Here is a 26653-nt window from a genome sequence, read left to right as displayed (position 1 = left end):
GGTCGCTTTCACTCCGGAACTTGAACCTGCAGGATCCGGCCCGGCTGGCCGTTTTCATCCGAGGCGACCACGAGATAGCGCCGCTCGTCCTTGTGCCTGGCCTCGACGATCTGCCGGATCGGCCCGACGGCGTTGACGATCGCCGAACCTGCAGGGTTGGTCATGAAGTTCGAGAGCCCCTCCAGCGGACCGCTGCCGTCCACCTTGCGCGACAAGGCCAGAACATAAGCTTTCTTCGGCTCAAGTCCCGTGACCGATGCCTGCAGGATCTGCGTCAGTCCCTGGTCGAACAGCGTGACGGTGGACGGTGTCTTGTCCGTCCCGTCCGCCGCGGACAGCCTCAGATGCGCCGCTTCGCCGGCCTTGCCGAGCGGCACGAGGTTCTGCCGGCCGTCTCCTTCCGGCACGGCATTCGGAACATAGGCGACCGCCTGCGGCGCCTGGCCGATCGGGATGCTGGCGATAACCTTGTTCGTCAGGGTATCGATCACGGCGAACTGGTCGGCGTTCTCGAGGCCGACATAGACGCGCGTGCCGTCGCCCGAGGGCCAGATGCCGTGCGGCAGATTGCCGACCGGGATCGTCGCCACCTGCTCGAAATCATCGGTGCGGAACACCTTCACCACGTTCAACCCGCCGACGGTCACGAAGGCGAAGCTGCCGTTCCTGTTGGTGACCAGGTTGACGTGGTTGGTGATCGGCCCGGTGTCGATCGTCCTGATCAGGTCGAACGGCGCTTCGGCGCTGAAGACCTGCGTCTTGCCGATATCTTTCAAGGTGAACCAGACCTGCTTGCCGTCCGGCGAAGCGGCGATGTTGGGGCAGAACGGGCTTTCCTGCTTCACGTGGCCGAGGATCCGGTGATCGGCAACCGAGACGACGACCGTCTCCGGATTGAAGGACGAGCAGATGTAGCCGTAGCGTCCGTCGGGCGAGAAGATCTGCATGCCGGGGCCGGCCGGCACCCTGATCCGCGTCTTTTCCTCGAAGCTGGCGGCGTCGAGAACGGCGACGTAGTCCTCGCCGCGCACCGTGACCCAGACTTCCCTGCCGTCCGGGGTGAAGAAGGCCTCGTGCGGCGAGCGGCCGACATAGGTCGTGTGCCTGACCGTGTTGGTGGCCGTGTCGATGAAGGTGACCGAGTTGGAGCCGATCGAGACGACGGCCAGGGTCTTGTGGTCGGGCGAGAAGCCCATACCATGGACGAGCACCTGGCCCTTGTAGAGCGGCGACAGGTTGCCCGGCTGCGGATCGCCGAGCTTGATGACCCCCAGCAGCGTGTTGGTCGATGGATCGCTGACCGAGACGGTGTTGGAGAACTGCTCGGCGCCATAGACACGGTCCCTGCCGCTGATCGGGATGTCGGGATCGGAGGCGGCAGCCGGAGCCTGTCCGGCGAAAGCGGCGAATGGGAAGAGTATGCTGCCGGCGAGAAGCGCCGCAGCGACAGACAGGCGGGTCATGTGGGCAAGACCTTTCAGTCACATCTTCATGTTCGGATCCATGCGCTGCACGGAACCTGGGGGAGCTTTGTCCGGGGAGATCCCCGTCGGCGCGGCAGCGGAGGGCGGGAGGGCGTCGCCGATCGCAAGCTTCATGGCCGCGATCTCCTGTTGCTGCTCGACGATGATCTCCTGAGCCAGCCGCTTGAGCTGCTCGTTCCTGCCGTATTTCAGGATGGCGAGCGCCATGTCGATGGCGCCCTGATGATGCGGCGTCATCATCGCCACGAAGTCGCGGTCGATATCACCGGTCGGCTTGACCGCCATGTCCGCCATCATCCTGTCCATCGCCACGTCGTTCGCGGCGAGATAGGCGGCTTCCGGTCCATCCGAAATGGAGGACGAATGGTCATGCCGCGAGGACTCATGCTGTGCCGGGTCATCGGCCAGGACAGCATGGGGACCCAAGCTCGCCGCCAGGATCGCGGCGAGAGCGGTTGCCTTTCCAGTCGACCACATCGTCATCGGCTTCTTCCTTTTGGCTTCAGGGGGCTGGACGACTGGGTGGAGGGTCGGCGGGAGCCGAAAATCGGCATCCCCCCGGGCGAGCACGGATGATCCTCAGCTCTGCTGGAAGGAGGCTGCAAGATTGCCGAGGACGCCAAGCTGGCCGAGAATGGTCGTCGCGGCCGTGTAGCAATGGAACGACGTCACCTTGCCGTCCTTCAGGCGGAAGACGTCGCAGCAGGGGGCATGCATTTCTTTGCCGGTCGGCGGGATCGTTCCGGCCGGGAGAGCAAGCGGCCCGGTCTGGGTGCCGTTGAGCGTCAGCTCGACGATGACGACATTTTCGGTGACGTAGAAATCTCCAAGCTCGCGGTGCATGTCATGGAAGGCGCTGGCGTAGATTTCCACCGTCTTTCCAATGTCTTCTCCGTAATATTTTGCATCTGCCGAGACATCCCAGAAATAGCCGTTCTCGGCGAAGAGGGCGACGAATCCTTCGACGTCCTTGACTTCCGCAGTCCGATAGAGTTCGCGGATGATTTCTTCATTGGTAGGCATGGTTCTTTCCTTTTTGCGATGGGGGAATTCAGCGGATGGTCCGGAAAGCCTTGCGCATCTCGTCGGCGAAGAGAGCGGGTTGTTCGAAGGCGGCGAAATGGCCACCCTTGCCGACTTCGTTCCAGTAGAAGAGGTTCGGCCAGTGGGCTTCGGCCCATGCCTTCGGCGCGCGATAGATTTCCTTCGGGAAGATCGTCGCCGCCATCGGCAGTTCGATGCGGCCGGCATCGAAGCCGCCGCCGTTGCGGGCGTTCTCCCAATAGATCCTTGCCGAGGACGCGGCGGTGCCGGTGAACCAGTACAGCGAGATGTTGTCCAGCATCTCGTCGACCGTCAGCGCGTCCTCCGCGTCGCCGCGATTGTCGGTCCAGGCCTGGAATTTCTCGTAAATCCAGGTCGCCTGTCCGGCCGGCGAGTCGGCGAGCGCATAGCCGATCGTCTGCGGCCGCGTCGCCTGTTCCTTGAAGTAGCCGAACTGATCGTTGGCAAACGTCGCCGCCGCGTCCATGGCGGCCTTTTCTTCCGGCGTCGGATCGTCCGGAAACTTCTCCGGGAAGACGAGCGGCCAATTGACATGCGCGGCGACAAGGCCTTGCGGCCGGATGTGGCCAAGGGCATGGGTGACGCCGGAGCCCCAGTCACCGCCCTGGGCGACCCATGTGCCGTAGCCGAGGCGCTTCATCAACTCGCCCCAGGCTTTCGCCGTGCGCACCACGGTCCATCCTTCCGCCCGCGGCTTGTCGGAGAATCCGAAGCCCGGCTGGGACGGAATGACGACATGAAAGGCATCTTCCGCCTTGCCGCCGTGCTTGGTCGGGTCGGTGAGAGGATCGATGATGTTGAGGAATTCGACGACCGACCCCGGCCAACCATGCGTCAGGATGATCGGCAATGCGTGCTCGTGCTTCGACTTCACATGGATGAAGTGGATGCCGAGTCCGTCGATCTCGGTGCGGAACTGCGGGTAGCCATTGATGCGTTTCTCGAAGGCCCGCCAGTCGTACTTGGCCTCCCAGTGGGAGACCAGCGACTTGGCCTTATGGAGCGGCACGCCCTGGGACCAGCCGGAGGCCGTTTCCTGCTCGGGCCAGCGGGTGTTCCTGAGGCGGCGCTTGAGATCGTCGATGGCGGCCTGCGGCACGGAGACCTTGAACGGCTTCACCTCCTTGGTGGCTGGCGGGATGGTCGGTATCGCCGCCGCCACGGCTTGCGAAGCCAAAGCGGTCGCCACGGGAAGGGCGACGGCGAACTCCAGCATGCGCCGGCGCGACGTGCCGGTCGATTGAACCGTCATATCGATTTCCTTGATTGATGCTCTACTTGAGGAAGTCGGTAATATATTTCAGCGCCTTTTCCGGCTGTTCCTCGGCGATGAAATGACCGCTCTCCGCGATCTTGTAGGCCGTGAGATCGGTGGCTTTCCGCTCAAGGGTCGTCTTCAGCCAGACGTAGCCGGGTCCGCCCAGGGCGAGAACCGGCATCCCGAGCGTGGCGTAGGTGCCGTCATCGATGATGTCCTGCGGGAAAGCCTGATACCAGGCGTTGCCGGCGCGGATGGCATCCCTGCCCGCATAGGCTGCTGCATAGACGGCACGGTCCCGGGCGTCGATCTTGCTTTCGTCCTTCATCAGGTAGCGGAAGAACCACCTCTGCTCGATGTCCTGCCGGCCCGCCAGAAGGTCTTCCGGAAGGCCCTTGACCTGATGGAAAGCGAACCACCAGGCATAGGCATGATCCTCATCGATCCTGTCGCCGAAGGTGCCGGCTGTCGGAAGCAGCGGCCATTTGGCAAGTTCCGCGTCCGGATGGGGCACGTCGAGCATCACGACCTTGCCGGTGGCGTCGGGGTAATTGGCGGCATAGGCAAAGGCGACCATCGACCCGATGTCGTGGCCGACCACATCCACCTTGGCATAGCCGAGCGCCTTGACCAGTTCATGGACGTCGCTGGCGAGCCTCTTCTTCTCATACCCGTCGGCAGGCTTGTCGGATTGGCCCATGCCGCGGATATCGAGCGCGATCACCGTATGGGTCCTGGCAAGCTCCGGCATGATCTTGTGCCAGGACCACCAAGTCTCCGGCCAGCCCGGAAGGAGGATCACCGGTGACCCTTGCCCACCGATCACGTAGTGGAGCTTGACGCCGTTCACGGTGACATCGGCATTGCGAAACCCCGGAAGCGAGGCGACAAGCTCGGCGTCCCCGGTTGCCTGGGCGGCAACGGTCGTGGTGGCGGGTTGAGCGGCGGCGGGAGCGGCCGTCGAGACGATCGCGACGAATGCCGCCGCCGCGAGTTTGCCCGCGATGGGTTTGCCCGCCAAGGATTTGCCCACCAAGGATTTGAGAGAGGGAAAGGTCATGTCAGGTCTCCTTCGTCCCGGCGTCGGGGAGAAACAGGCTCCTGGCCACCAGGACCGCGGCCAGGAGGTTGAGGCAGGCACCAGCCAGAAAGGCGCCGATGAGTCCTTGAGCGTCGGCAATGAGCCCGCCACCGAAGGCGCCGATCGCGAGGGCGATCTGAAAGACGCTGACGGTGATGGCCGAGCTGGCTTCGAATCGCTCGGGCTCGGCAGCATAGGTCCAGATCTGCAGGCAAACGGGAACCGCACCGAAGGCCGCGCCCCACAGCGCGACGGAAATCGCCTGTGCAGGCGCGCCGGCAGGCAAAAGAGTGGTCATGACGATGAAGATCGCGATGGCAAGTGCGACCAGCATGAAGCCGGATGCCGGGTTTCGGCGGCTCAAGCGCTCGCCGAGGAATGTGCCGACAACTCCGAACACGCCGTAGATGGCAAGGACGAAGCCCAGTCGCGCTGGATCCACTTTGGCATTTTCGACCAGAAGGGGTTCGAGATAGGTATAGGCCGCGAACTGGCCGGCCGCAGTCAGGGCGGTCGCGACGAACGGCAGCGCAAGGCCGCGACTGCCGGCCGTCTCAACCAGGCTCTTCACCGACTGCCCGGTGGCAATCACGATTTTCGGCAGGAACAGGCTCTGCGCAGCCATCACCAGAAGGCAGAGCGAGGCAACGGCGAAAAACGATAGCCGCCAGCCCATGACGCTTCCCAGGGCCGAACCCAATGGAACGCCGACCACGGTGCCGATCGATATTCCCGCCATGATGATCGCCGTCGCCCGATCGCCGTCCTGGGTGGTCACCAGCTTGCGTCCGGTGGCTGCGGCGAACGTCCAGAAACCGCCGACGCTGACGCCGAGCAGGGCCCGTCCGACGAGTGCGGCCGCGAAGCCGGAAGCGGTTGCGACGATCAGGTTGGAAGCCAGGACCAGGAGCGTGAATCCGATCAGCAGGAGCCTGCGGTCCAACGTCCGTGCCGTGATCATGCAGACCGGAGCGGCGATGGCCGCAACGATGCCGGGCATCGTCACCAGCAAGCCGGCCTGACCGGCGGCGATGCCGAACTGGTCCGCGATATGCGACAGCAAGCCGATCGGAAGGAACTCGCTGGTCACCAGCGCGAAGGTCCCCACCGCGATCGTGAAGACCGCGGGCCAGGAAGAGGTCGCAGGCGCGCTGTTTGCCGTCATGGTGGCTCCTCGGGATTATGGAGCTGCAGGATGCTCTCCCGCCTGGGGGGCCGGGCAGGGGGACGTGTTGAAGAGGGCCGAAACGAGCAGGTCCGTTCGATGCACAGCAAGGTAGAGAGGCGGGACCGCGGCCGGGAAGCGCGCCGGTTTGGAAACATCATCCATGGTGATGGATGCTGCCCCGCCGTGGTCCTTCAAGCCTTCACAAAGGCAAGGAGATCGGCATTGAGGACGTCGGCGTTGATCGTCAGCATGCCATGCGAGAAACCGGGATAGGTCTTGAGCTGGCCATTCTTCAGAAGCTTGGCGGACTTTACGGCCGAGGCGGCGATCGGCACGATCTGGTCGTCTTCGCCGTGCAGCACCAGCGTCGGGATCGTGATCGCCGTCAAGTCTTCCGTCTGGTCGGTCTCGGAGAAAGCCCTGATGCCCGCGTAGTGGGCCAGGGCACCGCCCATCATGCCCTGCCGCCACCAATTCTGGATCACACCCTCCAGGACTTTCGCGCCTTCGCGATTGAAGCCATAGAATGGGCCGGCCGGGACGTCGCGGAAGAACTGCGCACGATTGGCGGCGAGCGCCGAGCGGAAGCCGTCGAAGACCTCGATCGGCAGGCCTTCCGGATTATCGTCGGTCCTGACCATCAACGGCGGCACGGCGGACACCAGCACCGCCTTGGCAACGCGTCCAGCCGGCTGGCCATGCCTCGCGACATAGCGGGCGACCTCGCCGCCGCCGGTGGAATGGCCGATATGGATGGCGTCCTTCAGGTTCAGATGCTCGACCACGGCGAAGGCGTCGGCGGCGTAATGGTCCATGTCGTGCCCGTCCGAAACCTGCGCCGAGCGGCCGTGGCTGCGGCGGTCGTGGGCGACGACGCGATAGCCCTGCTGCAGGAAGAACAGCATCTGCGCATCCCAGTCGTCGGAGGAAAGCGGCCAGCCATGGTGGAAGACGATCGGTTGCGCATCCTTGCGCCCCCAATCCTTGAAGAAGATATCGACGCCGTCTTCGGTCCTGATGTGGTTTTCGGTCATGGGGAGGGTTCCGTCGTGGAAAGTGTTTGCCAGCCGCGAAGCTTGGCGCCGCCGGCAGTTACAGGGGGCGCGGCCGGCGCGGCGCCGGTGATGAAGGCATCAGACCGTGTGATGGTTCAGGCTCTGGTCGTCGGTTGACGTCACGGCATCGATGTCCGCTGGAAGCTCTCGGGTGGAACGCGTTGACCTTATTCCGTACCGGAGCACCGAACGATGAGCGTTCTTGCGCTAGCTGCACGTTCTTGCTTCAAAATGAGCAGGAGCAGGACTCAGCGGTTTGTCTCTCGTCGCGAATGTCTAGGTTCGGCGATGCATTGCTGCGGCTCGCAGCGTGTTTCCGGATCGGGAGGCATCATGAGCGCCGATGACGGCAGGGCTCTTCACGAGAACGTCGTGCGGATCGAGAGGCGCGTGCACACCTGGAACTGTGTGACGGTCATCGATGTCGAGGAACACACCCGAGGCGAAGTCCTCCATGCCTTGGTCAATGACGAGGAAACTGGGGTCGCCATGGCCCTGGAGGAAGTCGGTGGCGTCACGGAGCCGCGTCTCGAACCCGATCGGGCCTGCATGCTCGATCACAGGCCGAACCACATGACACTGGTGCCGAAGGGAATGCCCCTTTGGGGCCATGGCGCCAAGGATCTGCATTACAGTCGATATGCACTGCTGCTGTTTGATCTCGATGCGCTCGAAGCACGGTTCGAGGAGGATTTCGACGCCAGGATGTTCGCACGTCCGCGCCTGCGGTTCACGGATGACAGGATTCACGCACTCGTCCGGATGCTGATCAATATTCCCGACCGGGATGCATCCATGACCCTGCTGGGCGACAGCCTGACCTCGGCGGTCTTCGCGTTGTTGTCTCGCGAAAATGAGCGAGGTCCCGCCGGCACAAAGCTGTCTTGCCATGCCTTGCGTCTCGTCGAGAGCTACATCCGGGACCAGCTGCCGCGGCGGATCGAACTTCGCGAACTGGCAGAGCTCGCGCAGATGTCCCAGTGGCATTTTTCCAGGGGCTTCAAGGCATCGACGGGGCTCTCGCCCTATCAGTGGCAACTGACCAAGCGACTGGAGAGGGTCAAGGAACTGCTGTTGCGAAGCGATGCGCCTTTGAACGTCATCGCGAAGGCGACGGGTTTCTGCAACGCCACGCATCTTATCCGGGCATTCGAACGGCGCACCGGCGAAGCCCCCGCGGTTTGGAGACGGGATGGAAAGTGACTCCGGCCGTCAGGTCTTGCCGTCCACCCATACCTAAGTTTACATGCCTTGCGGCCAGAAGCGCAGTAGTTGTTCTATTCGGAGCCTCAGCATGGAGCCTGCCGATGAACACCCGCGAAGCAGAGCTTCTGAATCTACCGTATAATATCCGTAGCATCGTGACACGCACGCAGAACTGGAATGGCGTACGCATCGACATAACGAAAGCGCATTATGCGGAGGGCGAGATACTCCACCCGCTTGGTTATGAGGACAAGACTCGCCTCTCCGTCAATCTCGATGAAGTGGGTGGCATTACCGAACCTCGCCTGAGCAGGACCGTGCCGTGCCCGGTGGAGCACAAGCCACGCTACATGGCTTTTGCGCCGGCCGGGACCGCGCTTTGGGGCTACGCGTCGAAGCTTGGCTTCTGCTATGACGCGACGGTGATGTTCGATCTGGAGGCTCTGGAGGAGCGCCTGCAACATGGTGTTTCCCGAAGCCGCGGCCAGGCTCCGAGATTGCGCTATGCGGAGCCCAGGATTTGGACTCTGGTCAACATGCTGGTCGCCATCCCGGACGGCGACAGCTCCTATCAACTCTATGGCGACAGCCTGACGGCGGCCATTTTCGCCATCGCCTTCGAATCGCGGGAGACGCACAGACGATCCGGAGCTTTGGCGCCTTGGCAGCTGAACCGGGTTGTCGAGTATATGACGCGGCGGCTTCCTCGCCAAGTCGAGCTCCAGGAACTGGCCTCCCTGGTAAACCTGTCCCAATGGCATTTTGCGCGGGCATTCAAGGCATCGACCGGCATGTCGCCTTACCAATGGCAGTTGGATGCCCGTCTGAAAGAGGCGCGCCACCTGCTTCTGACCACCGACCTGACGATCGAGGACATTGCGATCGCGACGGGGTTCTCCGACCACATGCACCTGATCCGTCGGTTCCGCAGCAAGACCGGCATGCCCCCTGCCGCTTGGCGACGCATGCACAAGTCGTGACCCAGCGGTCCTCCGCCAATGGGCGGTCGGCGACGAGGTCACTGCGATGCCCGGCACGTCCGGCCTTCCCGTCTCGGTATTCCGGCGCCGATGGAACGGCCCCGACCCCCGTCCGTACCGACAGAGGGGCTGCTCCGCGAGGTTCGCCGCGTCTGCCGAACAAGCGCCGCGGAGGGGGTTGCCGCGCGAAGCGGTTTGCCGACGGTGTCCACTTGCGGCAGTGTGGCCGGCCACGGGAGCGGCGGCGGACCGTCCGCCAGTCCAGGGTCCATCAGGGGCTCATTGGAACCTTTGTATGGATTCCAGGCTTTTGATTTCTCGTGCGATTCAGGCGTCGGACGATTTCGCCCGAACCGACTACACTCTGGGGCCGCCGAGCAGGAGACCGATCCGATGGCCGAAACCGCTGCAGGCCACTTCACCACCGGTTCACCGATGCGCCATGTCGTGGTGATGACCGTCACCGGCTCGATCGGGCTGATCGCGGTATTCGCTGTTGATCTGCTGAACCTGTTCTACATCTCGCTGCTCGGCGAACGGGAACTGGCGGCGGCGGTGGGGTTCGCCGGCACCGTCCTTTTCCTGCAATCGTCGATGTGCATCGGGCTGTCGATCGGCGCCGGAGCGCTGGTCGCACGGGCGATTGGCGGCGGCCGGCGCGCGGAGGCGGCGAGGCTGGCGGGCTCCAGCCTGATCCTCACCGCGCTGATCGCCGCATTGGTCGGTCTGCTGACCTTGCCGCTGCTGGGACCGGCGATGGACCTGTTGGGCGCCAGGGGAGCGACCAAGGATCTGGCGGTCGGCTATCTGACCATCCTGTCACCGACCTTGCCGCTGCTCGGCCTCGGTATGAGTTGTTCGGCGATGCTGCGGGCGCAGGGCGATGCGCGGCGAGCCATGACCGTCACGCTCTATGCCGCATTGTTCACCGCGGCGCTGAACCCGGTCCTGATCTTCGGCCTGCGGCTGGACCTGACCGGTGCGGCGGTGACGGTCGTGCTGTCCCGCTGCCTGCTCGCCGCCGTCGGCTGGCACGGTGTGGCGCGGGTGCACCGGCTGCTCGCCGTTCCGGGCTGGTCCGGGCTGCGGAAGGATGCCGGGACCCTGGCCGGCATCGCCGGTCCGGCGGTCCTCACCAATCTCGCCACCCCGGTCGCCGGCGTCTACGTCACCACCAGCATGGCCCGTTTCGGCGACGCCGCGATCGCCGGGACGGCCATCGTCGACCGCATGGTTCCGGTCGCCTTCGGCACCATCTTCGCCCTGACCGGGGCGGTCGGTCCGATCCTGGCCCAGAATCTGGGCGCCGGCCGTCTCGACCGGGTGCAGGCGACCCTGCTGGCCAGCCTGGGGCTGATCGTCGTCTGGGTGCTGGCGGTCTGGCTGGGTCTGTTCCTTGCCCGCGACTGGGTGGTGATCGCCTTTTCCGCCGAGGGCGTGTCGGCCGAACTGGTGCGCCTGTTCTGCACCGTGGTGGCCGGCGGGTTCCTGTTCGTCGGCTTCCTGTTCGTCGCCAACGCCGCGTTCAACAATCTGGGCTTCCCACTGCTGGCGACCGGGTTCAACTGGGGCAGGGCGACGCTGGGGACCATGCCGTTCGTCGCGGCGGGCGGTTGGCTGGGCGGGGCGCCGGGAGTGCTGATCGGGCAGGCGGCGGGATCGGTTCTATTCGGCATCGCCGCGGTCTGGGTGGCGTTCCGGGTAACCGGACGGCTCGGCCGGACCGGAGGCGGCCCGGCGCCGGAGACCCTGGCCGTGCCGGCCGCCGCCCTGCTGTCGGACAAGGCGGCGATCGTGCTGACCGTGCAGGTCAACCGGCCGTGAGGCAAAGCCGCCGCCGTGAACCGTGCCGGGTTTGCCGGAGGCTTGAGCCTGGCAGCGCGCTTCGGCGTCGGCGGGGGGGGAGTATTGTCGATGGGCTCGATCAGGCACCGGCGATTGAACCGGTCGACCCATTCCAAGGTGGCGAACTGGACGGCCCCGAGGGTGCGCCATGGTCCGCGGCGCCGGATACGCGGCGGTGCCAGTGCCGGGTCTGTTGGCGGAGGACAAGGTGCGCGGGTTGGCCCGTGCTCCGTACTCTGACGGGACCGGGCGGCCTGTTGAGCAGCAGCTTTGGGGTCACAGCCATGGGCACCACCTGCGGGTCGTTGCAGGAGCGGCCGAACCAAGTGGCTGTTTCCAAGGAAGGTCTTGAGAGTTGGTTGGGGGACTAGGATTCGAACCTAGGCTGGCGGAGTCAGAGTCCGCTGTCCTACCGCTAGACGATCCCCCAGACCGTCACCGGGGCGGCTCGTTCGCCGTGCCCCGTGGTGTGGGCGGGTTTATAGCGACCACATGCCTGGCTGTGAAGAGCTTTTTTTGATCCGACTGCATTTTTCTTCGACGCGGGCCGCCGGCCCGGCTCCTTGGGGCCGGCGGCACACTCCGCTCAGCGCGGGACGATGCCCGCCAGCGGGGCGATGATCCGGCGGAGGTCGTCGTCGGACTCCAGCTCCTCCAGCTTGCGGGGAAGGCGGCGGCGCCAGTTCGGGTGCTGGTCCACCGTGCCGGGGAGGTTGGGCTGCTCGTCGTCCGCCAGCAGATCCTCGATCTGGGCCATCACGATGCGGGAGGGCGTGCGTGCCAGATAGGCATGGACGGCGGCGGACAGCTCCACGCGGAAGGGCTGCCCGCCGTCCTCGGTGGGGTAGCTGTCCGGGCGCAGCCCCTCGCGGGACAGGGCCTGCAGCAGGCGCCAGCGGTCGACACCGCGATCCCAACGGTCCTGGTCGCGGCTGGCGTCGTCGGGGTAGAGGCCGAGACGCTGGCGCCAGTCGAGATCGCGGCCGGTCCAGAACCCCTTGAAGGGCGCCAGATCGTGGGTGCTGACGGTCGCCATCGAGCCGGCGGGATAGTCGCCGGGAGGCTTGAAGCCGCCCTCGGCGGTGCGTTCGAAATAGAGCACCCGGTAGCTCAGGATGCCGGCCCGCTCCAGCGCCGGGCGGAACCCCTCGGGCACGGTGCCCAGATCCTCGCCGATTACGACGCAGCGGTTGCGGCGGCTCTCCAGCGCCACGATGCGCAGCAGGTCGTGGAAGGGATAGGCGACATAGGCGCCGGGGCTGCCGTCCTCCGGAATCCAGAACAGGTGCTGCAGCGCCATCACATGGTCGATGCGCAGCGCCGCGGCATGGCGCATGTTGGCGCGCAGAAGCTCGACGAAGGGCCGGTAGGCGGACTCGCGCAGGCCGAGCGGCGACAGCGGCGACAGCCCCCAATTCTGCCCGTTCATGTTGAACTGGTCGGGCGGCGCCCCGACATTGGCGCCCTGCACCAGCGCCGACGGATCCGCCCAGGCGGAACCGCCGCCGGGATGGGCGGCGACGGCGAGGTCGCGGTAGAAGCCCATGGCAAGGCCGGCGGACCGCCCACGCGCCGCGGCCTCGCCCAGCTGGCGGTCGGCCTCGAACTGCGCCCAGGCGAAGAAATCGACGCGGTCGGCATGCGCGGCGGCGAAGGCGGCGACCTCGGCGCTCTGCGGGTCCTGGAAGGCGGCCGGCCAGCTCCGCCACATCCATTGCGACGGATCCTGGCGGAAGAAATGCTCGTGCAGGGCATCGAACAGGGCATGGCGGTCGAGCGCCCCCCCCATCTCCCGCCGGAAGGCGGCATAGGCGGCCTTGCGCGGGTGGTCGTCGGGCAGGGCGCCGAAACGGGCGTGCAGAGCGTCCAGCAGCGGCAGCTTCAGCGCGGCGACGGCGGGATAATCCACCAGCTCCGCCCCCCTTGCGGCAGCCAGCGCCGCCTGGAAGGCCGGGTCCGCGATGCGGGCGCGCAGATCGCCGGCACCGGCGAACTCGGGAACGGCGGCCGGGTCGATGTAGAGGAGGTTGAGGAACTGCCGGCTGGACGGCGAATAGGGGCCGATGTGGTTGGGGTCGGCCGGGAACAGGGCGTGCAGCGGGTTCAAGCCGACCAGCCCGGCTCCCAGCCGGCCGGCGGCCTCGGCGAAGCCGGCGAGGTCGCCGAAATCGCCCATGCCCCAGTCCTGCTCCGACCGCAGCGAATAGACCTGCAGCCCGATGCCCCAGCTGCGGCCGGCGGGCACCATCTCCTCCACCGTCACGCAGCGTTCCGGTGCCACGATCAGGGTGGTGGAGCCCGACGGTCCGGCCGATCCGACGGCCGTCTCGACATGCAGGTCCAGCCGATGGTAGCCGATGGGCAGCGACACCGGCAGCCGGGCGCCCAGCCCACGGCGTTCGTAGGCGGTCCCGTCGAAGGTGGCACGGTCGGTCACCGGCAGGTCGCGGACCGCAAGGCGGCCACCCTGGGGTGTCCCGCCCTCCGGCGTCAGCTCCCAGGCCAGGGCGGCATCGTCCAGGCCGGCGGGCAGGGCGACGCCCAGATCGATCCCTTGCCCTTCCCCGACGACCAGCACCGGCGGCAGCGGGCGGCTCCACGACCCGAGTTCGACGCTGCGCAGGCTGGCGGCGACCTCCTCGTCCGTGGCGGCGCGCAGGCCAAAGGCGGCGATCAGCGCCCGCTTGCTGGCGGCGGAGGTCTCGCGCAGGTTGCCCCAGATGTCGTGATAGTGGGGTTCAAGTCCAAGCAGATCGGCCAGCCGGTCGAGATCACTCATGCAGGGTCCCCGCGGGGTTGTACGGAAAACAGGGTGGGGCTTAGGGATTGGGACGGCAGTCCGCGGCGTCAATGCCGCATGGCGGTCTATGCCATCGGCACTTCCCTCAGCCGGCCGGAAGGGCGGTGGCCGCCGACCCTGCCGCCGACCCTGCCGCCGACTGCGGGATTGGAGAGACGGCGGAATCGGGGGGCGATGCCGGCGGCGCCGACGCGGCGGCGGCCTTGGCCTGGGCGATCTGTTCCAGCCGGGCGCGGTAGCCGGCGACGGCCGAGGACACTTCCTGCGTCATCGCCTCCAGCGGACGGTCGGGATCGACGGCCTGCATCAGGGCATGGGACAGCGCCTGCAGCTGGTTGCGGTCTTCGGCGGAAACCGGGGCGGCCCCGGCGGCGCGGATCTTGTCGGCCAGCGCCTTGATGGCGCGGGCGACCGCCTCGACGGGGGCGTGGTCGCCATCCTCGCCCAGCCGGCGCAGCAGATCGTCCAGGAAGCCGCCGATGCGGCCGACATGGTCGACGGCCATCCGATCCGGAACCGGCCGCGCCAGCCCGGCCAGGGCGAAGTCGACCAGGAAGGCGACCTGGATGCTGGCGCGCAGCCGCTTCTGGGTGGCGACGGTGGTGATCGCCTCGTTCAGCAGCATGCGGGCGCCGGACTGGGTCCATTGGCCGGTCGCCTTCAGCCGCAGGGTGTTGGGGGCGTCCAGCACCGGCACCTGCGCCCCCTCGCGCGGCGATTTGCGGCGGTCGGGACCGGTATAGTCGGCGGTGACGACGAAGCCCTTGCGGGACTCGATCAGGCTGACGATGCGGTCGCGCACCTGCTTGGGCGACACCGGCTTCATCAGCAGGTCGTCGCCGCCGGCATTGGTGACGCGGGTCAGCAGCGCCGGGGTCGGCGCCCAGGTGGTGACGATGACGCAGGCGAACGGGTTGGGCACGGCGGGTTCGTTGCGCAGGGAGCGGATGAAGCGGAAGGTCTCCGAATCCTCGCCGTCGGCGTCGACCAGCACCAGGTCGGGCATCGCCGCGTTCAGCAGGCCGGCGGCGGCCTTCACCGAATCGAACAGCTCCACCCGCCGGAAGCCCAGCCGGATCAGCACGTCGCGGAACACGCGCGCGGTGTTGAGCTGGCTGTCGATGATCGCGGCGTCGACCTGCGAGAAATCGTAATCCGGCATCGTCCCACCCGAGGCTCCGCTGCGGCCGTGGCCGAAAGCCGCGGTGCAGCGTAACATGCTTTGTCTCCGCCCGTCGCGGTAGCATCTCCGGCCGGGAGACGGCCAGTGGGCAAAGGATCGCAGGGAACCGCGTCACCCACCCTGTCCCAGCCCTCACATGCCCGCCTGCTCCACCAGGGTGAAGACCAGCACCGTCCGTCCGTCGACCAGGGCCGACCGTCCGGCGAGGTGGATGCGCTCGTCTCCCGCCCCGTCGGCGGCGCGGGTGTCGAGCACGCAGCGCCAGCCCCGGCCGCCCGGCACGTCGGGCAGGGTCACCGCCAGGGTGTCGGCATGGGCGTTCAGCACGATCAGCAGGACGCCGTCGGACAGCGCCTGTCCGTCCGGGCCGACATGGGTGCCGGCGCGGCCGTTCAGCAGCAGGACGATGCAGCGCGCCTGGGTGTTGCGCCAATGCTCCGCCGTCTTCTCCACCCCTTGCGCATTGTACCAGACGATGTCCTTCAGCCCGTTGGCCGCCACCTCCCGCCCATGCAGGAAGAGCGGGCGGCGCAGCACCGGATGGACGCGGCGCAGTGCGATCAGCCGGCGGACGAAGGACACCAGCGTTCCATCGCGCTTGCCCCAGTCGAGCCAGGTGATGTCGTTGTCCTGGCAATAGGCGTTGTTGTTGCCGTCCTGGCTGTGGTCCAGCTCGTCGCCGGCCAGCATCATCGGCGTGCCCTGCGACAGCATCAGCGTTGCCAGCATGTTGCGCTTCTGCCGCGCCCGCAGCTCGGTCACCGCCGGATCGTCGGTCGGCCCCTCCACCCCGTGGTTCCAGGAGCAGTTCGACGAATGGCCGTCGCGGTTCTCCTCGCCGTTCGCCCAGTTGTGCTTGTCGTTGTAGGAGACGAGGTCGTGCAGGGTGAAGCCGTCATGGGCGGTGATGAAGTTCACGCTGGCCCAGGGGCGGCGTCCGCGCTTCTCGAACAGGTCGGCGGAGCCGGCGATGCGGCCGGCCAGTTCCGGCAGCATGCCGTCGTCGCCGCGCCAGTAGCGCCGCACGGTGTCGCGGTAGCGGTCGTTCCACTCCGCCCAGCCCGGCGGGAAATTGCCGACCTGATAGCCGCCGGGACCGACGTCCCACGGCTCGGCGATCAGCTTGACGTCGGCCAGCACCGGGTCCTGCCGCACCGCGTCGAGGAAGCCGGAGCCGGGATCGTAGCCGTAGGGCTCCCGCGCCAGCACGGTGGCGAGGTCGAAGCGGAAGCCGTCGACATGCATCTCCGTCACCCAGTAGCGGAGGCTGTCCATCACCAGCTGGACCACCCGCGGATGGCTGAAATCCAGCGTGTTCCCGGTGCCGGTGTCGTTGATGTAGTGGCGCGGGTTGTCCGGCATCAGCCGGTAATAGCTGAGATTGTCGATGCCCTTGAAGGACAGGGTCGGCCCCAGATGGTTGCCCTCGGCGGTGTGGTTGTAGACGACGTCGAGGATGACCTCGATCCCCGCCTCGTGCAGGCGGGCGACCATCGTCTTGAACTCCGACAGCACGCCGGTGGTCATGTAGCGCGGCTCCGGCGCGAAGAAGCCGATGGTGTTGTAGCCCCAGTAGTTGGTCAGCCCGCGGGTGACGAGATGCTGTTCGTCGGCGATGGCCTGGACCGGCAGGAACTCCACCGAGGTGATGCCGAGCGCCCGCAGATACTCGATGACGCTCTGGGCCGACATGCCGGCGAAGGTGCCGCGCAGATGGGCGGGCACGTCGGGATGGCGCATGGTGAAGCCGCGGACATGGGTCTCGTACAGCACCGTATCGGTCCAGGGCACCCGGCGGTGGCGGTCGTGCCCCCAGGTGAAGGCGCCGTCGACCACCCGGCATTTCGGCATGCCGCGGGCGTTGTCGCGCCGGTCGAAGGACAGATCCTCCTTGGTCGAGCCGACCCGGTAGCCGTAATGGGCGTCCGACCATTTGAAGCCGCCGAACAGCGCCCGGGCATAGGGGTCGAGCAGCAGCTTGTTCGGGTTGAAGCGGTGCCCCTCCTCCGGCTCGTAGGGCCCATGGACGCGGTAGCCGTAGAGCAGGCCGGGCCGGGCGTCGGGAAGATAGCCGTGCCAGACCTCGTCGGTGTGCTCCGGCAGGGTGACCCGCTCGACCTCGCGCTGGCCGGTCTTGTCGAACAGGCAGAGCTCCACCCGTTCGGCATGGGCGGAGAACAGCGCGAAGTTGACGCCGAAGCCGTCCCAGGTGGCGCCGAGCGGATGGGGCTTGCCGGGCCAGACCGGGGTGCGGGCAGGGGTGGGGGGCATCAGCGGGCGGCCTTCTTGTTGGGCGCACGAATGGACAAAGCGCTCATTCGTCTGTCCTCAGCAGTGCCAGCTCGGCAGTCACCGCAGCTTCCAGAGCGGTAAGCTCATTGTTGATCGTGTGCCAGATCACGGCATCATCGACACTATCATAATCGTGACGGTAGACGTTCCCGGCACCCGCGACAGCGCGCCAGTCGATGTCGGGGTGTCGGCTTTTCACATCTGACGGCAGATGGCGGGAGGCTTCCGAAACGATCTCCAGGGCACGCAGGACGGCGTAGCAGGTCTTCTGGTCCTGCACGAAGTCATCGAAGCTCATCCCGTCGACGAAGGACCCGATCGCTTCGATGTTTCTCCGGATGTCGGCCAAGGGCTTGTGCGGCAGCTTAGAACGCATCGACCATCTCCTGGACGACGCTGTCCCGCAGCAAGGGGCTCAACCTCCTGCGATCGACAACGTCGGTCGGCCGGTCGAAGAGGTCGGCGATGTCCAGGGTGACGCGCGTGTACTCGAACAGCCCCATCGGACGGGCGGGATCGAGGTCGATCAGGATGTCGATATCGCTGTCGGCATCGGCGTTGCCACGGGCGACCGATCCGAAGACGGCGGCATGCAGAACTCCCCGGCGGTGCAGCGCCTCGCGGTTCGCCCGCAGGGTTCGCACCACCTCGGCAGCGGAGGGGGGAGGTTTCCTATCGACCATCAGCCAGTGCCCGGCTCACCGGATCTCCGAAAAGACACAAGGGATCCAATAAGAAAGCCTCCCTCTGCCGCCGTCAAGGGAGGTTGGCGGCGGATTTTGAATGATGGCATTCGCTGGGGGGGACGGAGTGCCGTGCTTTGCGGCGGATGCTCCATCCTGCCCGTCCTGGAGCCGTAGCAGGCCCGGCACGGCGTGGTGCGGCTGCACCCCACCGCGCGGGAGACCTGGAGGAAGGAATCGCCGCGCGCCAGCATGCCGATGGCCATGATCCACTGCTCCTCGTGGAGCTGCGGGCCGGGAACCAGCGAGCCTCCGGACGGCACCGGAGGCTCTTCGGCCCGGCAGGGACCATGGTCGTTGGCAAGAGCTCCGGCGGCGAGGGCAGGGCCGGCGGGGGTATGGCTTCGCTCCGCCGGATGCTGCGCCCTTTGCGGAGCGCATATGGAAAGCTGTTCCTGGAAGCGGGACGCCGACGCGGTAGCCCTGGCACGGCACCGGCGTGACGTTGCGGACGACGCGCCCGGCAACGCCTCCATGCGCCAAAGCCGCCCGGACCCGCTTTTCTTCCTGTACAGAGGCGGCCGTCCACACATAAATCTGGCCGTGCATCGGCGGCCTCTCCCCCGATCCAGATGCCGATCACTCCGCTCCAGGCACGACCATGACGATCCGGCCCTTCGATCCCGCCGAAGCGGAGCAACTCGCCCGACTGTTCGAAGCGATGCAGGCGCACTACCGCGTCCCCTGTCCGACCCGTCCGGCGATCGTCGCCGACCTCCGCCGCCTTCCGCCGGGCAACCGGATCCTGGTTGCCGAGGCCGACGGCGTCCTGGCGGGCTTCGCCGCCTTCGCCGAGATCTGGCCCGGACCGGGGTTGCGCAAAGGGCTGTTTCTCAAGGAACTCTACGTCGACGACGCCCATCGCGGCAAAGGTCTCGGCCGCGGCCTCGTCAAGGCGCTTGCCGCCCTCGCCCTGGCCGAAGGCCATTCCCGCGTCGATTGGACGGCCGACCGCAGCAACCCGGGCCTGCTCGCCTTCTACGACGCGACCGGTGCGCGGCGGGAGGCCGAGAAGCTCTGCTACCGCCTGACCGGCGAGGCGCTGGCCCATCTTGCCGGGCGGGAGTCCTGAAAGGAGCCGGCAGTCCAACCGCGCTCCAAGGCAGCGTTCGATCACGCGTCGCCGATTTCGGCCGCGGTCTCCCGTTCCGACCGCGCCGCCTCGGCGAGCGCCCAGTCGCAGAAGGATTTCAACACCCCTTCGCGCGGCCGCGTCGACGGTGTCGTCAGCCAGTAGCAATTGCGGCTGTCGAAACCGAGGCCGAGCGGGTTGACGAGTTCGCCCGACTGGAGTTCCCGCGCGATCAGCACGCGCGGCACAAGGGCCAGTCCCTGGCCGCCGATCGCTCCGCGGATGACGAGCGCATAGTAGGACAGCGGGAACTGCTCCAGCCCGGCCGGAAGCTCGCGTCCATGGGCGGCGAAGAACTGCTCCCAGCCCAGCGGCGTCTGGGAATGGACCAGCAGGCGGTATCTGCCGATATCGTCGAGACCGGCGATGCCGCCGCCGCGTTCCAGCGTCATCGGCGAGCCGACCAGGGCGACATCGCGGCCGAGGAAATAGTCGGCGGTCCAACCCGGAAAGTCGCCCTTGCCGAAACGGAATACCACGTCGATTTCGGGATGGCTTTCGCGAGACGCGTAGGTGACGAACTGGACGTCGACGTCGGGATGCAGGTCGGTGAAGCCGATCAGCTTCTGCATGAACCAGCGGTCGCCCAGGATCGGCAGGACATGGAGGCGCAGGACCGGCCGGGTGTGGCGCAGCCGCGCGGTGCGGATGGCCGCGGTTTCCATCGCCCCGATCGCCACCCGCGCCTGTTCGGTGTAGATGATCCCGGCCTCGGTCGGCACCAGCCCATGCCGCGCGCGTTCGAAAAGCGTCAGTCCCACCAGCGTCTCCACCGCCTTCAACTGCTTGCTCACCGCGCTCTGCGTCATGTTGAGGGCGACCGCCGCCGCCGACACGGTGCCGTGCTGCGACAGCGCGGCGATGACGCGGAGCGCGGTGGTGGTGGGGAGATGCAAACGGGCCTCCTCGGGTGACTATTCCGATTTGGAATACCCTTGCGGAATTCAATTCATTTGTCCAGCCGGGGCTTCCTGATGCTCACTCTGTGTGCAGAACGAGGAGTTGCACATGAACAGCGCAGGTGCCCTCTGGGGCGGACGGTTCAAGAAGGCACCGTCCAAGGCCCTGGCCGATCTTTCGCGGTCTCCGGCTGAATATTTCCGGCTTGCTCCCGAGGATTTGCGGTCCTCCGCCGCCCACGCCCGCGAACTGGTCCGCGCCGGCATCCTGGACGCGCAGGAATGCGCCGCCATCGAACAGGCGCTGGCCGGGGTGGAACAGGATTTCCTTGCCGGCAAGCTGCAGCCGATCCCGGCGGACGAGGATGTCCACACCTTCCTCGAACGCGTGCTGAAGGATCGCATCGGCGCGCTCGGCGGCAAGCTGCGCGCCGGCCGCTCCCGCAACGACCAGGCGGCCAACGACCTGAAGCTCCATCTCCGGACCAAAATCCGCAGCCTTGCCGCCGATGTCCTGGACCTCCAGAACGCGCTGGTCGCGCAGGCGAAGGAGCATGTCGACACCATCACCACCGGCTTCACCCATCTCCAGCCGGCGCAGCCGGTGACCTTCGCCCATCAGCTGCTCGCCCATGCGCAGGGCTTCGCCCGCGACGTCGACCGGATGATGGACTGGGAGCGGCGGTCCGCCCTGTCGCCGCTCGGCGGCGCCGCGCTCGCCGGCTCGGCCATCGCGCTCCATCCCGAACTCGCCGCGGTGGAGCTCGGCTATGACGGCGCGTGCGAGAACTCGATCGACGCGGTCGGCGCCCGCGACCATGTCGCGGAGTTCCTGTTCGTCACCGCCATGCTGGGGGTCAACCTCTCGCGGCTGGCGGAGGAGGTGTTCCTGTGGAACTCCAAGCAGTTCGCCTGGGTCGAGCTTGACGACGGCCACGCCACCGGCTCCTCGATCATGCCGCAGAAGAAGAATCCGGACATCGCCGAGCTGACGCGGGGCCGCTCGTCCCGCCTGATCGCCGTGCTGCAGGGCGTGCTGGTGGCGCTGAAGGGCATTCCCTTCGCCTACAACCGCGACCTTTCAGAGGACAAGTGGGCGGCCTTCGAGGCGATCGACACGCTGGAGCTGGTGCTGCCGGCGATGACCGGGATGATCGCCACCATGGCGGTGGACCGCGAGCGGCTGAAGGCGCAGGCGACGCTCGGCTTTTCGCTGGCGACCGAGGTCGCCGACTGGCTGGCCCGCCGCGGCGTGCCCTTCTCCGAGGCGCACGACATCACCGGCGCGCTCGTCCGCCATTGCGAAGCCAGGGGCTGCGATTTCGGCGACCTGAGCGCCGAAGACCTCGCCGCCGTCGATCCCCGGCTGGGGCCCGATGTCCTGGCGCAGCTGACCGCCGAAGCGGCCGTCTCCGCGCGCTCCGGCTACAACGGGACCGCGCCGGCCAGCGTGCGCCGGCAGATCGGGCGTCTGGAGACGGTGATCGGGCGCCAGCGCGTCTGGGCGGGACCCGGCCCCGGCTAAGCGACCAGCACCGGACCGGCGTGCCGGAAGACAAGACCACGGACGAAGGGGGCGGATTGAACCGATGAGCGAGGACATCTACCGAACAAGCCATCTGAAACTGCGCCCCCGCCGGCATTGGGGACGGATGGTCGCCGCCGGGATCGTGCTGCTGCTGCTCGCCGCGCTGGTCCGCGCCTTCGCCACCGGCAAGATCGAATGGTCCTATGTCGGCGAATTCCTGTTCGCCCCGGCGATCCTGGAGGGGTTGGTCAACACGATCCTGATGACCTTTTCGGCCATGCTGATCGGCATCGTGCTGGGCGTGCTCTTCGCGATCATGCGTATTTCCGAGAACCCGGTGCTGTCCTGGATCGCCACGGGCTATGTCTGGATCTTCCGCGGCGCGCCGGCCCTGCTGCAACTGCTGCTGTGGTTCAACCTGGCGCTGGTCTTCCCCAAGATCGGCATTCCCGGCCTGATGGAATGGCGGACCGTCGACGTGATGACACCGTTCGTCGCCGCCATGCTGGCGCTCGGCATTCAGCAGGGAGCCTACACGTCGGAGGTGGTCCGCGGCGGCCTGCTGTCGGTCGACAGCGGGCAATACGAGGCGGCGCGCGCCATCGGCATGGGCCAGCTGATGATGCTGCGCCGGATCGTGCTGCCGCAGGCGATGCGGGTGATCCTGCCGCCGATCGGCAACGAGGTGATCGGCATGGTCAAGATCACGTCGCTGGCCAGCGTCATCCAGTATTCGGAAATCCTGCACAACGCGCAGATCGTCTACTACGCCAACACGCGGGTCCTCGAACTCCTGCTGGTGGCCAGCTTCTGGTATCTCGCCGTCGTCTCCATCCTGTCGGTCCTGCAGATGTACGTCGAGCGCCACTTCGCGCGCGGAACCAAACGCCCCAAGGCGACGGGCTGAGGAGGGAACGATGTCGGAAATCCTCGTCAAGGCGATCGACGTCACCAAGCGCTACGCGAACTTCACCGCGCTCGACCGCGTCAACCTCGAAATCCGCAAGGGGGAGGTCTGCTGCATCATCGGGCCGTCGGGATCGGGCAAGAGCACGTTCCTGCGCTGCATCAACATGCTGGAGCGCATCGACGGCGGCGCCATCTGGGTTGGCGGCGAACTGCTCGGCTACCGCCGGCAGGGCGACGAGCTGCACGAGCTGCGCGACGCCGAGATCGCCCGCCAGCGCCGGCACACCGGCATGGTGTTCCAGCGCTTCAACCTGTTCCCCCACCTGACCGCGCTGGAAAACGTGACCGAAGGCCCGATCCACGTCCTGAAGGAGGATCGCAAGGCGGCCGTCGCCCATGCCCGCGATCTCCTCGCCCGGGTCGGTCTGGCCGACAAGATGGACCACTACCCGTCCGAACTGTCGGGCGGCCAGCAGCAGCGGGTGGCGATCGCCCGCGCCATGGGCATGCGCCCGGACCTGATCCTGTTCGACGAGCCGACCTCCGCCCTCGACCCGGAACTGGTTTCCGAAGTCCTCGACGTGATGAAGGATCTCGCCGAAAGCGGCATGACGATGGTGGTCGTGACCCATGAGATGGGGTTCGCCCGCGGCGTCGCCGACACCGTCGCCTTCATGGAATCAGGCCGGATCGAAGAAATCGGTCCGGCGGAGAAAGTCCTGTCCAATCCGGACAGCGCCCGCTGCGCGGCCTTCGTCCGCGCCGTCCACAAGTGAACGATCCCGAGCCCGGAGAAACCATGATGACCCTGAAATCCGCTCTCCTTGTCGCTGTCGGTCTCGCCTGTGCGGCGGTCGCCCCCGCCGCTGCCCAGGACGTTCCGGCGCGCATCAAGTCCGCCGGCAAGGTGATCGTCGCCAACCAGCCGAACTATCCGCCGATGGAATACAAGGATCCGGCGACCAACACGCTGAAGGGGCTGGACATCGACCTCAGCCTGGCCCTGGCCAAGCAGCTCGGCGTCACCGTCGAGTGGGCCGACATCGGCTTCGAGCAGATGATCTCGTCGCTGACCACCGGCCGAGCCGATCTCATCCATTCCGGGATGAGCGATCTGCCCAAGCGCCGCGACAGCCTGGATTTCGTCGACTACATGAAGTCCGGCGCCCAGTTCTACACCCTTGCCGACCGCAAGGACGAGTTCAAGCTGCCGACCGACTTCTGCGGCAAGAAGGTCGCCATGAGCCGCCGCACCTCGTTCCCCGATGAGACCGCCAAATGGTCGAAGGAGAATTGCGAGGCGCAGGGCAAGCCGGCCGTCCAGGTCGTCGGGTCGGAGGGGTCGGCCGATGCCCGCACGCAGCTGAAGCAGGGCCGCGTCGACGGCGCCGTCCAGGGCTCCGAGACGCTGCCCTATCTCGTCGGCCTGGAGAAGGACAGCTACGTGATCGTCGGCAAGCCCTTCACCTCGCTCTACCAGGGAATCGCCTTCGCGAAGACCGAGCCGGGACTGCGCGACGCCTATGTCGCCGCGCTGAAGACGCTGATGGCGTCGGGTGAATACAAGAAGATCTTCGACAGCTGGGGGCTGGCCGACGCGATGCTCGACACCGTGCTGGTCAACAGCGAACCGGTGAAGTGATCGTCCGGGAACCGCGCCGGCCCACCCGGCGCGGTCCCTCCCATCCCCACCCCGGGGACTTCCAGGACACGTCCAATGACCTCCCATCCGACCGCCGCCCCGCCGACCGCGGGAGCGGACGCGCTGACGCGCCTTGCCGCCTTCACCGCGACCCTCCGTTTCGCCGATCTGCCCGCCGCCGTCGTGGACAAGGCGCGGGTGCATATCCTCGACACGCTGGGGGCCGCCCTCGCCGGAACCCGGTCGCACGAATTCGCGCTGGTCGCCGCGACGGTCGGCGTAAATTCCGGCGGCCCGGCCCGCCTGTGGGCGCTGGGCAGCGCCGCGAGCGCGCGTGACGCTGCGCTGGTCAACGGGGTCGCCGCCCATGTCTTCGAACTCGACGACACCGGCGGCTGCGACCATTCCGGTGCCGTCGTGGTGCCGGCGGTGATCGCCGCCGCCGAAGGCCGCCCGGTTTCGGGCGAGGAGCTTCTCGTCGCCGTCGTCGTCGGATACGAGGTCGGCCGCCGCCTGCTGGAGGCTGCCGGCGGCTACGACCGGCACAATGGCGCCGGCTGGCATTCGACCGGGACCTGCGGCGCGGTCGCCGCCGCCGCCGCGGTCGCGCGGCTGTGGCGGCTGGACGCCGCCGCGACCGCGCACGCGATCACCATCGCCACCAGCTTCTCCTCCGGCCTGTGGGCCTTCATCCACGACGGTGCGCAGACCAAGAAAATCCATGCCGGCCGCGCCGCGGAAGGCGGCGTGCTGGCCGCAGAGCTCGCCCGCGCCGGGATGACCGGCCCGTCGCGGGTCTTCGACGAGGTCTGGGGAGGCTTCTTCCGCAGCTTCGGCCATGCCGACGGCGACCTTGCCCGTTTCACCGAGGAGCTGGGCCACGTCTACCGGATCATGCGGGTGTCGCTGAAGCCCTATGCCGCCTGCCGCGGCACCCATTCGGCGATCGACGCGGTCGGCGACCTGCTCGCCGAGACCGGCCGGCCGGGGACGGAGATCGACCGGATCGGCGTGCGGGCCAGCGAGTTCCTCATCGGCATGTGCGGCCGGCCGGAGGTCGAGCCGCTCGCCGCGGCACAGATGAGCCTGCCGCTCGCCATCGCGCTCCGCGCCGTCCATGGCGAGGCCGGCCTGTCGAGCTATGCCGGGCCGAAGCGCCGCGACCCCCGCATCCGCGACCTGCTGGAACGGATCGTCGTCGAAACCGATCCGGCGATGGCCGCGCTCGACGAACCGGTCGTGGAACTGCGCTTTTCCGACGGAACCAGTGTTGACCGCATGGTGCCGAGGGCCACCGGTTCGCCCGAGCGGCCGATGACGCCGGCGGCGGTGCAGGCCAAGTTCGCCGAACTGGCTGGCATGGCGTTGCCGGCGGAATCCGTCACCGCACTGGCCGATCTCGTCGCGGCCCTGCCGGCAGTGGAGGACGTCGCCCCCCTGTTCGCCCTGCTCGCCGCCGGGCGTCCCGCCACAGAGCCATTCCGCTGATAAGCCGGGAGCCAGCCATGACCGACTTTCCCCCGATCGCCTTCAACCGGGCGCCGCCCGCCCCGGACTTCCCCTGGCCGAACGGCGCCAAGAGCGCGCTTTTCGTCGGCTTCGACGTGGATGGCGAGACCGCCTGGATCGGCAACCGGCCGGAGAACGGCGACCGTCTCGTCACCGTCTCGCATGGCGGCTGGGACGGCCGCGTCGGCATCGCCCGCATCCTGGACCTGCTCGAAGAGGTGAAGGTCAAGGCGACCTTCTTCATCCCCGGCTGGACCGCGCTCGCCCACCGTCTCCAATGCGAGGCCATCGTGGCGGCCGGCCACGAGATCGGCCATCACGGCTATCTTCATCGCCGGCCGGAACGCTCCGCCTTCGATGCTGCCCGCGCGGAGATCGACCGCGGGTTCGAGGCGCTGGACCGCGCCCTGGGCGTCCGGCCGGTCGGCTATCGCGCCCCGTCCGGCGAGAATTTCCCCGAGCTTCTCGCCTATCTGGCGGACAGCGGGATCGTCTATTCCAGTTCCTTCCGCGACGATTTCCGGCCCTATCGCCACCTCCTGCACGACGACCGGCCCGGCCCGATCGAGATCCCGGTCAATTACGCCTTCGACGACTGGAACTTCGGCATGACGAGCCGGGTCGACCCGCGCCCGATCTTCGGCCGCGACGCGGTCCTGAGCCTGTGGATCGACGAGTTCGAGGCGACGCACGCCTGGGGCGGCTGCACCACCATGGTGCTCCACCCGCAGGTATCCGGGCGGCCGATGCGTTGGCACCTGTTGCGCGACTTCCTGCGTCACGTGCTGGCGAAGGGCGATGTCTGGATCGCCACCGGCGCGGAGATCGCCGCCCATTACCGTGCCTGCGAAGCGGCCTGAGCACCGTTGCCGCT

General features: G+C 67.0%; 23 protein-coding genes, 1 tRNA gene and 1 pseudogene. 10 read left to right on the top strand and 15 right to left on the bottom strand.

Going from position 1 to position 26653, the window contains the following annotated elements; genetic code table 11:
• Positions 1 to 8 precede the first annotated feature (8 nt).
• The 7 genes from JHL17_RS23755 to JHL17_RS23725 all read right to left on the bottom strand — a co-directional run bounded on the left by JHL17_RS23755 (position 9) and on the right by JHL17_RS23725 (position 7090).
• Complete coding sequence (locus JHL17_RS23755) at positions 9 to 1463, bottom strand: YncE family protein (protein WP_200196978.1); 1455 nt, start codon at positions 1461 to 1463, stop codon at positions 9 to 11.
• An 18-nt stretch (positions 1464 to 1481) separates the two neighbouring features.
• Entirely contained in the window at positions 1482 to 1967 is a 486-nt protein-coding gene (locus JHL17_RS23750) for a DUF305 domain-containing protein (RefSeq protein WP_247893772.1), read from the bottom strand.
• Between the two features lie 96 nt (positions 1968 to 2063).
• Entirely contained in the window at positions 2064 to 2507 is a 444-nt protein-coding gene (locus JHL17_RS23745; protein ID WP_200196977.1) for a nuclear transport factor 2 family protein, read from the bottom strand.
• A gap of 28 nt (positions 2508 to 2535) precedes the next feature.
• The gene (locus tag JHL17_RS23740) at positions 2536 to 3801 is read right to left on the bottom strand and encodes an epoxide hydrolase family protein (protein ID WP_247893771.1); all 1266 of its coding nucleotides are present in this window, start codon (positions 3799 to 3801) and stop codon (positions 2536 to 2538) included.
• A gap of 22 nt (positions 3802 to 3823) precedes the next feature.
• Complete coding sequence (locus tag JHL17_RS23735) at positions 3824 to 4867, bottom strand: alpha/beta fold hydrolase (RefSeq protein WP_200196975.1); 1044 nt, start codon at positions 4865 to 4867, stop codon at positions 3824 to 3826.
• A 1-nt stretch (position 4868) separates the two neighbouring features.
• Positions 4869 to 6053 (bottom strand): MFS transporter, encoded by a 1185-nt coding sequence (locus JHL17_RS23730; protein WP_200196974.1) that lies wholly within the window; start codon positions 6051 to 6053, stop codon positions 4869 to 4871.
• A gap of 194 nt (positions 6054 to 6247) precedes the next feature.
• The gene (locus JHL17_RS23725; protein WP_200196972.1) at positions 6248 to 7090 is read right to left on the bottom strand and encodes an alpha/beta fold hydrolase; all 843 of its coding nucleotides are present in this window, start codon (positions 7088 to 7090) and stop codon (positions 6248 to 6250) included.
• Positions 7091 to 7444: 354 nt separating this feature from the next.
• On the opposite strand from JHL17_RS23725, the gene JHL17_RS23720 reads away from it, so the two are divergent.
• The 3 genes from JHL17_RS23720 (at position 7445) to JHL17_RS23710 (ending at position 11121) form a co-directional block, all read left to right on the top strand.
• The gene (locus tag JHL17_RS23720) at positions 7445 to 8314 is read left to right on the top strand and encodes a helix-turn-helix domain-containing protein (RefSeq protein ID WP_200196970.1); all 870 of its coding nucleotides are present in this window, start codon (positions 7445 to 7447) and stop codon (positions 8312 to 8314) included.
• A gap of 104 nt (positions 8315 to 8418) precedes the next feature.
• A complete protein-coding gene (locus tag JHL17_RS23715; RefSeq protein ID WP_200196969.1) occupies positions 8419 to 9297 on the top strand; it encodes a helix-turn-helix domain-containing protein in 879 nt (292 codons plus the stop codon).
• A 393-nt stretch (positions 9298 to 9690) separates the two neighbouring features.
• Positions 9691 to 11121 carry an MATE family efflux transporter gene (locus tag JHL17_RS23710; RefSeq protein ID WP_200196967.1) on the top strand — a complete coding sequence of 477 codons (1431 nt, stop codon included), beginning with the start codon at positions 9691 to 9693 and terminating at the stop codon, positions 11119 to 11121.
• 39 nt (positions 11122 to 11160) lie between these two features.
• Here the strand turns inward: JHL17_RS23710 and JHL17_RS38025 are convergent.
• The 7 genes and pseudogenes from JHL17_RS38025 to JHL17_RS23680 form a co-directional block, all read right to left on the bottom strand.
• A pseudogene (locus JHL17_RS38025) lies at positions 11161 to 11309 on the bottom strand (IS3 family transposase); the annotation flags it as partial.
• 189 nt (positions 11310 to 11498) lie between these two features.
• Positions 11499 to 11572: transfer RNA gene (locus JHL17_RS23705), tRNA-Gln, on the bottom strand.
• A 156-nt stretch (positions 11573 to 11728) separates the two neighbouring features.
• Positions 11729 to 13921: a 4-alpha-glucanotransferase gene (gene malQ / locus JHL17_RS23700; RefSeq protein WP_200196965.1), complete on the bottom strand. Its 2193-nt coding sequence runs from the start codon at positions 13919 to 13921 to the stop codon at positions 11729 to 11731.
• 106 nt (positions 13922 to 14027) lie between these two features.
• Positions 14028 to 15161: a response regulator gene (locus JHL17_RS23695; protein ID WP_247893770.1), complete on the bottom strand. Its 1134-nt coding sequence runs from the start codon at positions 15159 to 15161 to the stop codon at positions 14028 to 14030.
• A gap of 96 nt (positions 15162 to 15257) precedes the next feature.
• Positions 15258 to 17396, bottom strand: a complete 2139-nt coding sequence (glgX, locus tag JHL17_RS23690) for a glycogen debranching protein GlgX (RefSeq protein ID WP_200196964.1) — start codon at positions 17394 to 17396, stop codon at positions 15258 to 15260.
• A gap of 43 nt (positions 17397 to 17439) precedes the next feature.
• On the bottom strand, positions 17440 to 17793 hold the full coding sequence (locus tag JHL17_RS23685; RefSeq protein WP_200196962.1) for a HepT-like ribonuclease domain-containing protein: 354 nt from the start codon (positions 17791 to 17793) through the stop codon (positions 17440 to 17442).
• Entirely contained in the window at positions 17783 to 18100 is a 318-nt protein-coding gene (locus JHL17_RS23680) for a nucleotidyltransferase family protein (protein ID WP_200196960.1), read from the bottom strand. Before JHL17_RS23680 ends, JHL17_RS23685 begins: the two co-directional genes overlap by 11 nt.
• A gap of 661 nt (positions 18101 to 18761) precedes the next feature.
• Here JHL17_RS23680 and JHL17_RS23675 point away from each other — a divergent pair.
• Positions 18762 to 19232 (top strand): GNAT family N-acetyltransferase, encoded by a 471-nt coding sequence (locus JHL17_RS23675; RefSeq protein ID WP_200196958.1) that lies wholly within the window; start codon positions 18762 to 18764, stop codon positions 19230 to 19232.
• 41 nt (positions 19233 to 19273) lie between these two features.
• On the opposite strand, the gene JHL17_RS23670 is transcribed toward JHL17_RS23675, so the two are convergent.
• Complete coding sequence (locus JHL17_RS23670) at positions 19274 to 20188, bottom strand: LysR substrate-binding domain-containing protein (protein ID WP_200196956.1); 915 nt, start codon at positions 20186 to 20188, stop codon at positions 19274 to 19276.
• Between the two features lie 112 nt (positions 20189 to 20300).
• On the opposite strand from JHL17_RS23670, the gene argH reads away from it, so the two are divergent.
• The 6 genes from argH to JHL17_RS23640 all read left to right on the top strand — a co-directional run bounded on the left by argH (position 20301) and on the right by JHL17_RS23640 (position 26639).
• Positions 20301 to 21716 carry an argininosuccinate lyase gene (argH, locus tag JHL17_RS23665; RefSeq protein WP_200196954.1) on the top strand — a complete coding sequence of 472 codons (1416 nt, stop codon included), beginning with the start codon at positions 20301 to 20303 and terminating at the stop codon, positions 21714 to 21716.
• A gap of 64 nt (positions 21717 to 21780) precedes the next feature.
• Positions 21781 to 22626: an amino acid ABC transporter permease gene (locus JHL17_RS23660; protein ID WP_200196952.1), complete on the top strand. Its 846-nt coding sequence runs from the start codon at positions 21781 to 21783 to the stop codon at positions 22624 to 22626.
• A gap of 10 nt (positions 22627 to 22636) precedes the next feature.
• On the top strand, positions 22637 to 23404 hold the full coding sequence (locus JHL17_RS23655) for an amino acid ABC transporter ATP-binding protein (protein WP_200196950.1): 768 nt from the start codon (positions 22637 to 22639) through the stop codon (positions 23402 to 23404).
• A gap of 23 nt (positions 23405 to 23427) precedes the next feature.
• Positions 23428 to 24270 carry an ABC transporter substrate-binding protein gene (locus tag JHL17_RS23650; RefSeq protein WP_247893769.1) on the top strand — a complete coding sequence of 281 codons (843 nt, stop codon included), beginning with the start codon at positions 23428 to 23430 and terminating at the stop codon, positions 24268 to 24270.
• Between the two features lie 75 nt (positions 24271 to 24345).
• Positions 24346 to 25758: an MmgE/PrpD family protein gene (locus tag JHL17_RS23645; protein ID WP_200196948.1), complete on the top strand. Its 1413-nt coding sequence runs from the start codon at positions 24346 to 24348 to the stop codon at positions 25756 to 25758.
• Between the two features lie 17 nt (positions 25759 to 25775).
• The gene (locus JHL17_RS23640; protein ID WP_200196946.1) at positions 25776 to 26639 is read left to right on the top strand and encodes a polysaccharide deacetylase family protein; all 864 of its coding nucleotides are present in this window, start codon (positions 25776 to 25778) and stop codon (positions 26637 to 26639) included.
• The last annotated feature ends 14 nt before the right edge of the window (positions 26640 to 26653 follow it).

This window comes from Azospirillum endophyticum (assembly GCF_016595245.1).
Lineage (GTDB): Bacteria > Pseudomonadota > Alphaproteobacteria > Azospirillales > Azospirillaceae > Azospirillum > Azospirillum endophyticum.
This window is presented reverse-complemented; position numbering and strand designations above follow the sequence as displayed.

Bases quoted from the DNA above. Each gene is read 5' to 3' on its own strand.
- JHL17_RS23660 (WP_200196952.1), top strand. From the start codon at position 21,781: ATGAGCGAGGACATCTACCGAACAAGCCATCTGAAACTGCGCCCCCGC.
- JHL17_RS23650 (WP_247893769.1), top strand. From the start codon at position 23,428: ATGATGACCCTGAAATCCGCTCTCCTTGTCGCTGTCGGTCTCGCCTGT.
- glgX (WP_200196964.1), bottom strand. From the start codon at position 17,396: ATGCCCCCCACCCCTGCCCGCACCCCGGTCTGGCCCGGCAAGCCCCAT.
- JHL17_RS23745 (WP_200196977.1), bottom strand. From the start codon at position 2,507: ATGCCTACCAATGAAGAAATCATCCGCGAACTCTATCGGACTGCGGAA.
- JHL17_RS23645 (WP_200196948.1), top strand. From the start codon at position 24,346: ATGACCTCCCATCCGACCGCCGCCCCGCCGACCGCGGGAGCGGACGCG.
- JHL17_RS23750 (WP_247893772.1), bottom strand. From the start codon at position 1,967: ATGACGATGTGGTCGACTGGAAAGGCAACCGCTCTCGCCGCGATCCTG.
- JHL17_RS23720 (WP_200196970.1), top strand. From the start codon at position 7,445: ATGAGCGCCGATGACGGCAGGGCTCTTCACGAGAACGTCGTGCGGATC.
- JHL17_RS23655 (WP_200196950.1), top strand. From the start codon at position 22,637: ATGTCGGAAATCCTCGTCAAGGCGATCGACGTCACCAAGCGCTACGCG.
- JHL17_RS23715 (WP_200196969.1), top strand. From the start codon at position 8,419: ATGAACACCCGCGAAGCAGAGCTTCTGAATCTACCGTATAATATCCGT.
- JHL17_RS23740 (WP_247893771.1), bottom strand. From the start codon at position 3,801: ATGACGGTTCAATCGACCGGCACGTCGCGCCGGCGCATGCTGGAGTTC.
- JHL17_RS23685 (WP_200196962.1), bottom strand. From the start codon at position 17,793: ATGCGTTCTAAGCTGCCGCACAAGCCCTTGGCCGACATCCGGAGAAAC.
- JHL17_RS23680 (WP_200196960.1), bottom strand. From the start codon at position 18,100: ATGGTCGATAGGAAACCTCCCCCCTCCGCTGCCGAGGTGGTGCGAACC.
- JHL17_RS23735 (WP_200196975.1), bottom strand. From the start codon at position 4,867: ATGACCTTTCCCTCTCTCAAATCCTTGGTGGGCAAATCCTTGGCGGGC.
- JHL17_RS23695 (WP_247893770.1), bottom strand. From the start codon at position 15,161: ATGTTACGCTGCACCGCGGCTTTCGGCCACGGCCGCAGCGGAGCCTCG.
- JHL17_RS23675 (WP_200196958.1), top strand. From the start codon at position 18,762: ATGACGATCCGGCCCTTCGATCCCGCCGAAGCGGAGCAACTCGCCCGA.
- JHL17_RS23710 (WP_200196967.1), top strand. From the start codon at position 9,691: ATGGCCGAAACCGCTGCAGGCCACTTCACCACCGGTTCACCGATGCGC.
- argH (WP_200196954.1), top strand. From the start codon at position 20,301: ATGAACAGCGCAGGTGCCCTCTGGGGCGGACGGTTCAAGAAGGCACCG.
- JHL17_RS23755 (WP_200196978.1), bottom strand. From the start codon at position 1,463: ATGACCCGCCTGTCTGTCGCTGCGGCGCTTCTCGCCGGCAGCATACTC.
- JHL17_RS23725 (WP_200196972.1), bottom strand. From the start codon at position 7,090: ATGACCGAAAACCACATCAGGACCGAAGACGGCGTCGATATCTTCTTC.
- malQ (WP_200196965.1), bottom strand. From the start codon at position 13,921: ATGAGTGATCTCGACCGGCTGGCCGATCTGCTTGGACTTGAACCCCAC.
- JHL17_RS23730 (WP_200196974.1), bottom strand. From the start codon at position 6,053: ATGACGGCAAACAGCGCGCCTGCGACCTCTTCCTGGCCCGCGGTCTTC.
- JHL17_RS23640 (WP_200196946.1), top strand. From the start codon at position 25,776: ATGACCGACTTTCCCCCGATCGCCTTCAACCGGGCGCCGCCCGCCCCG.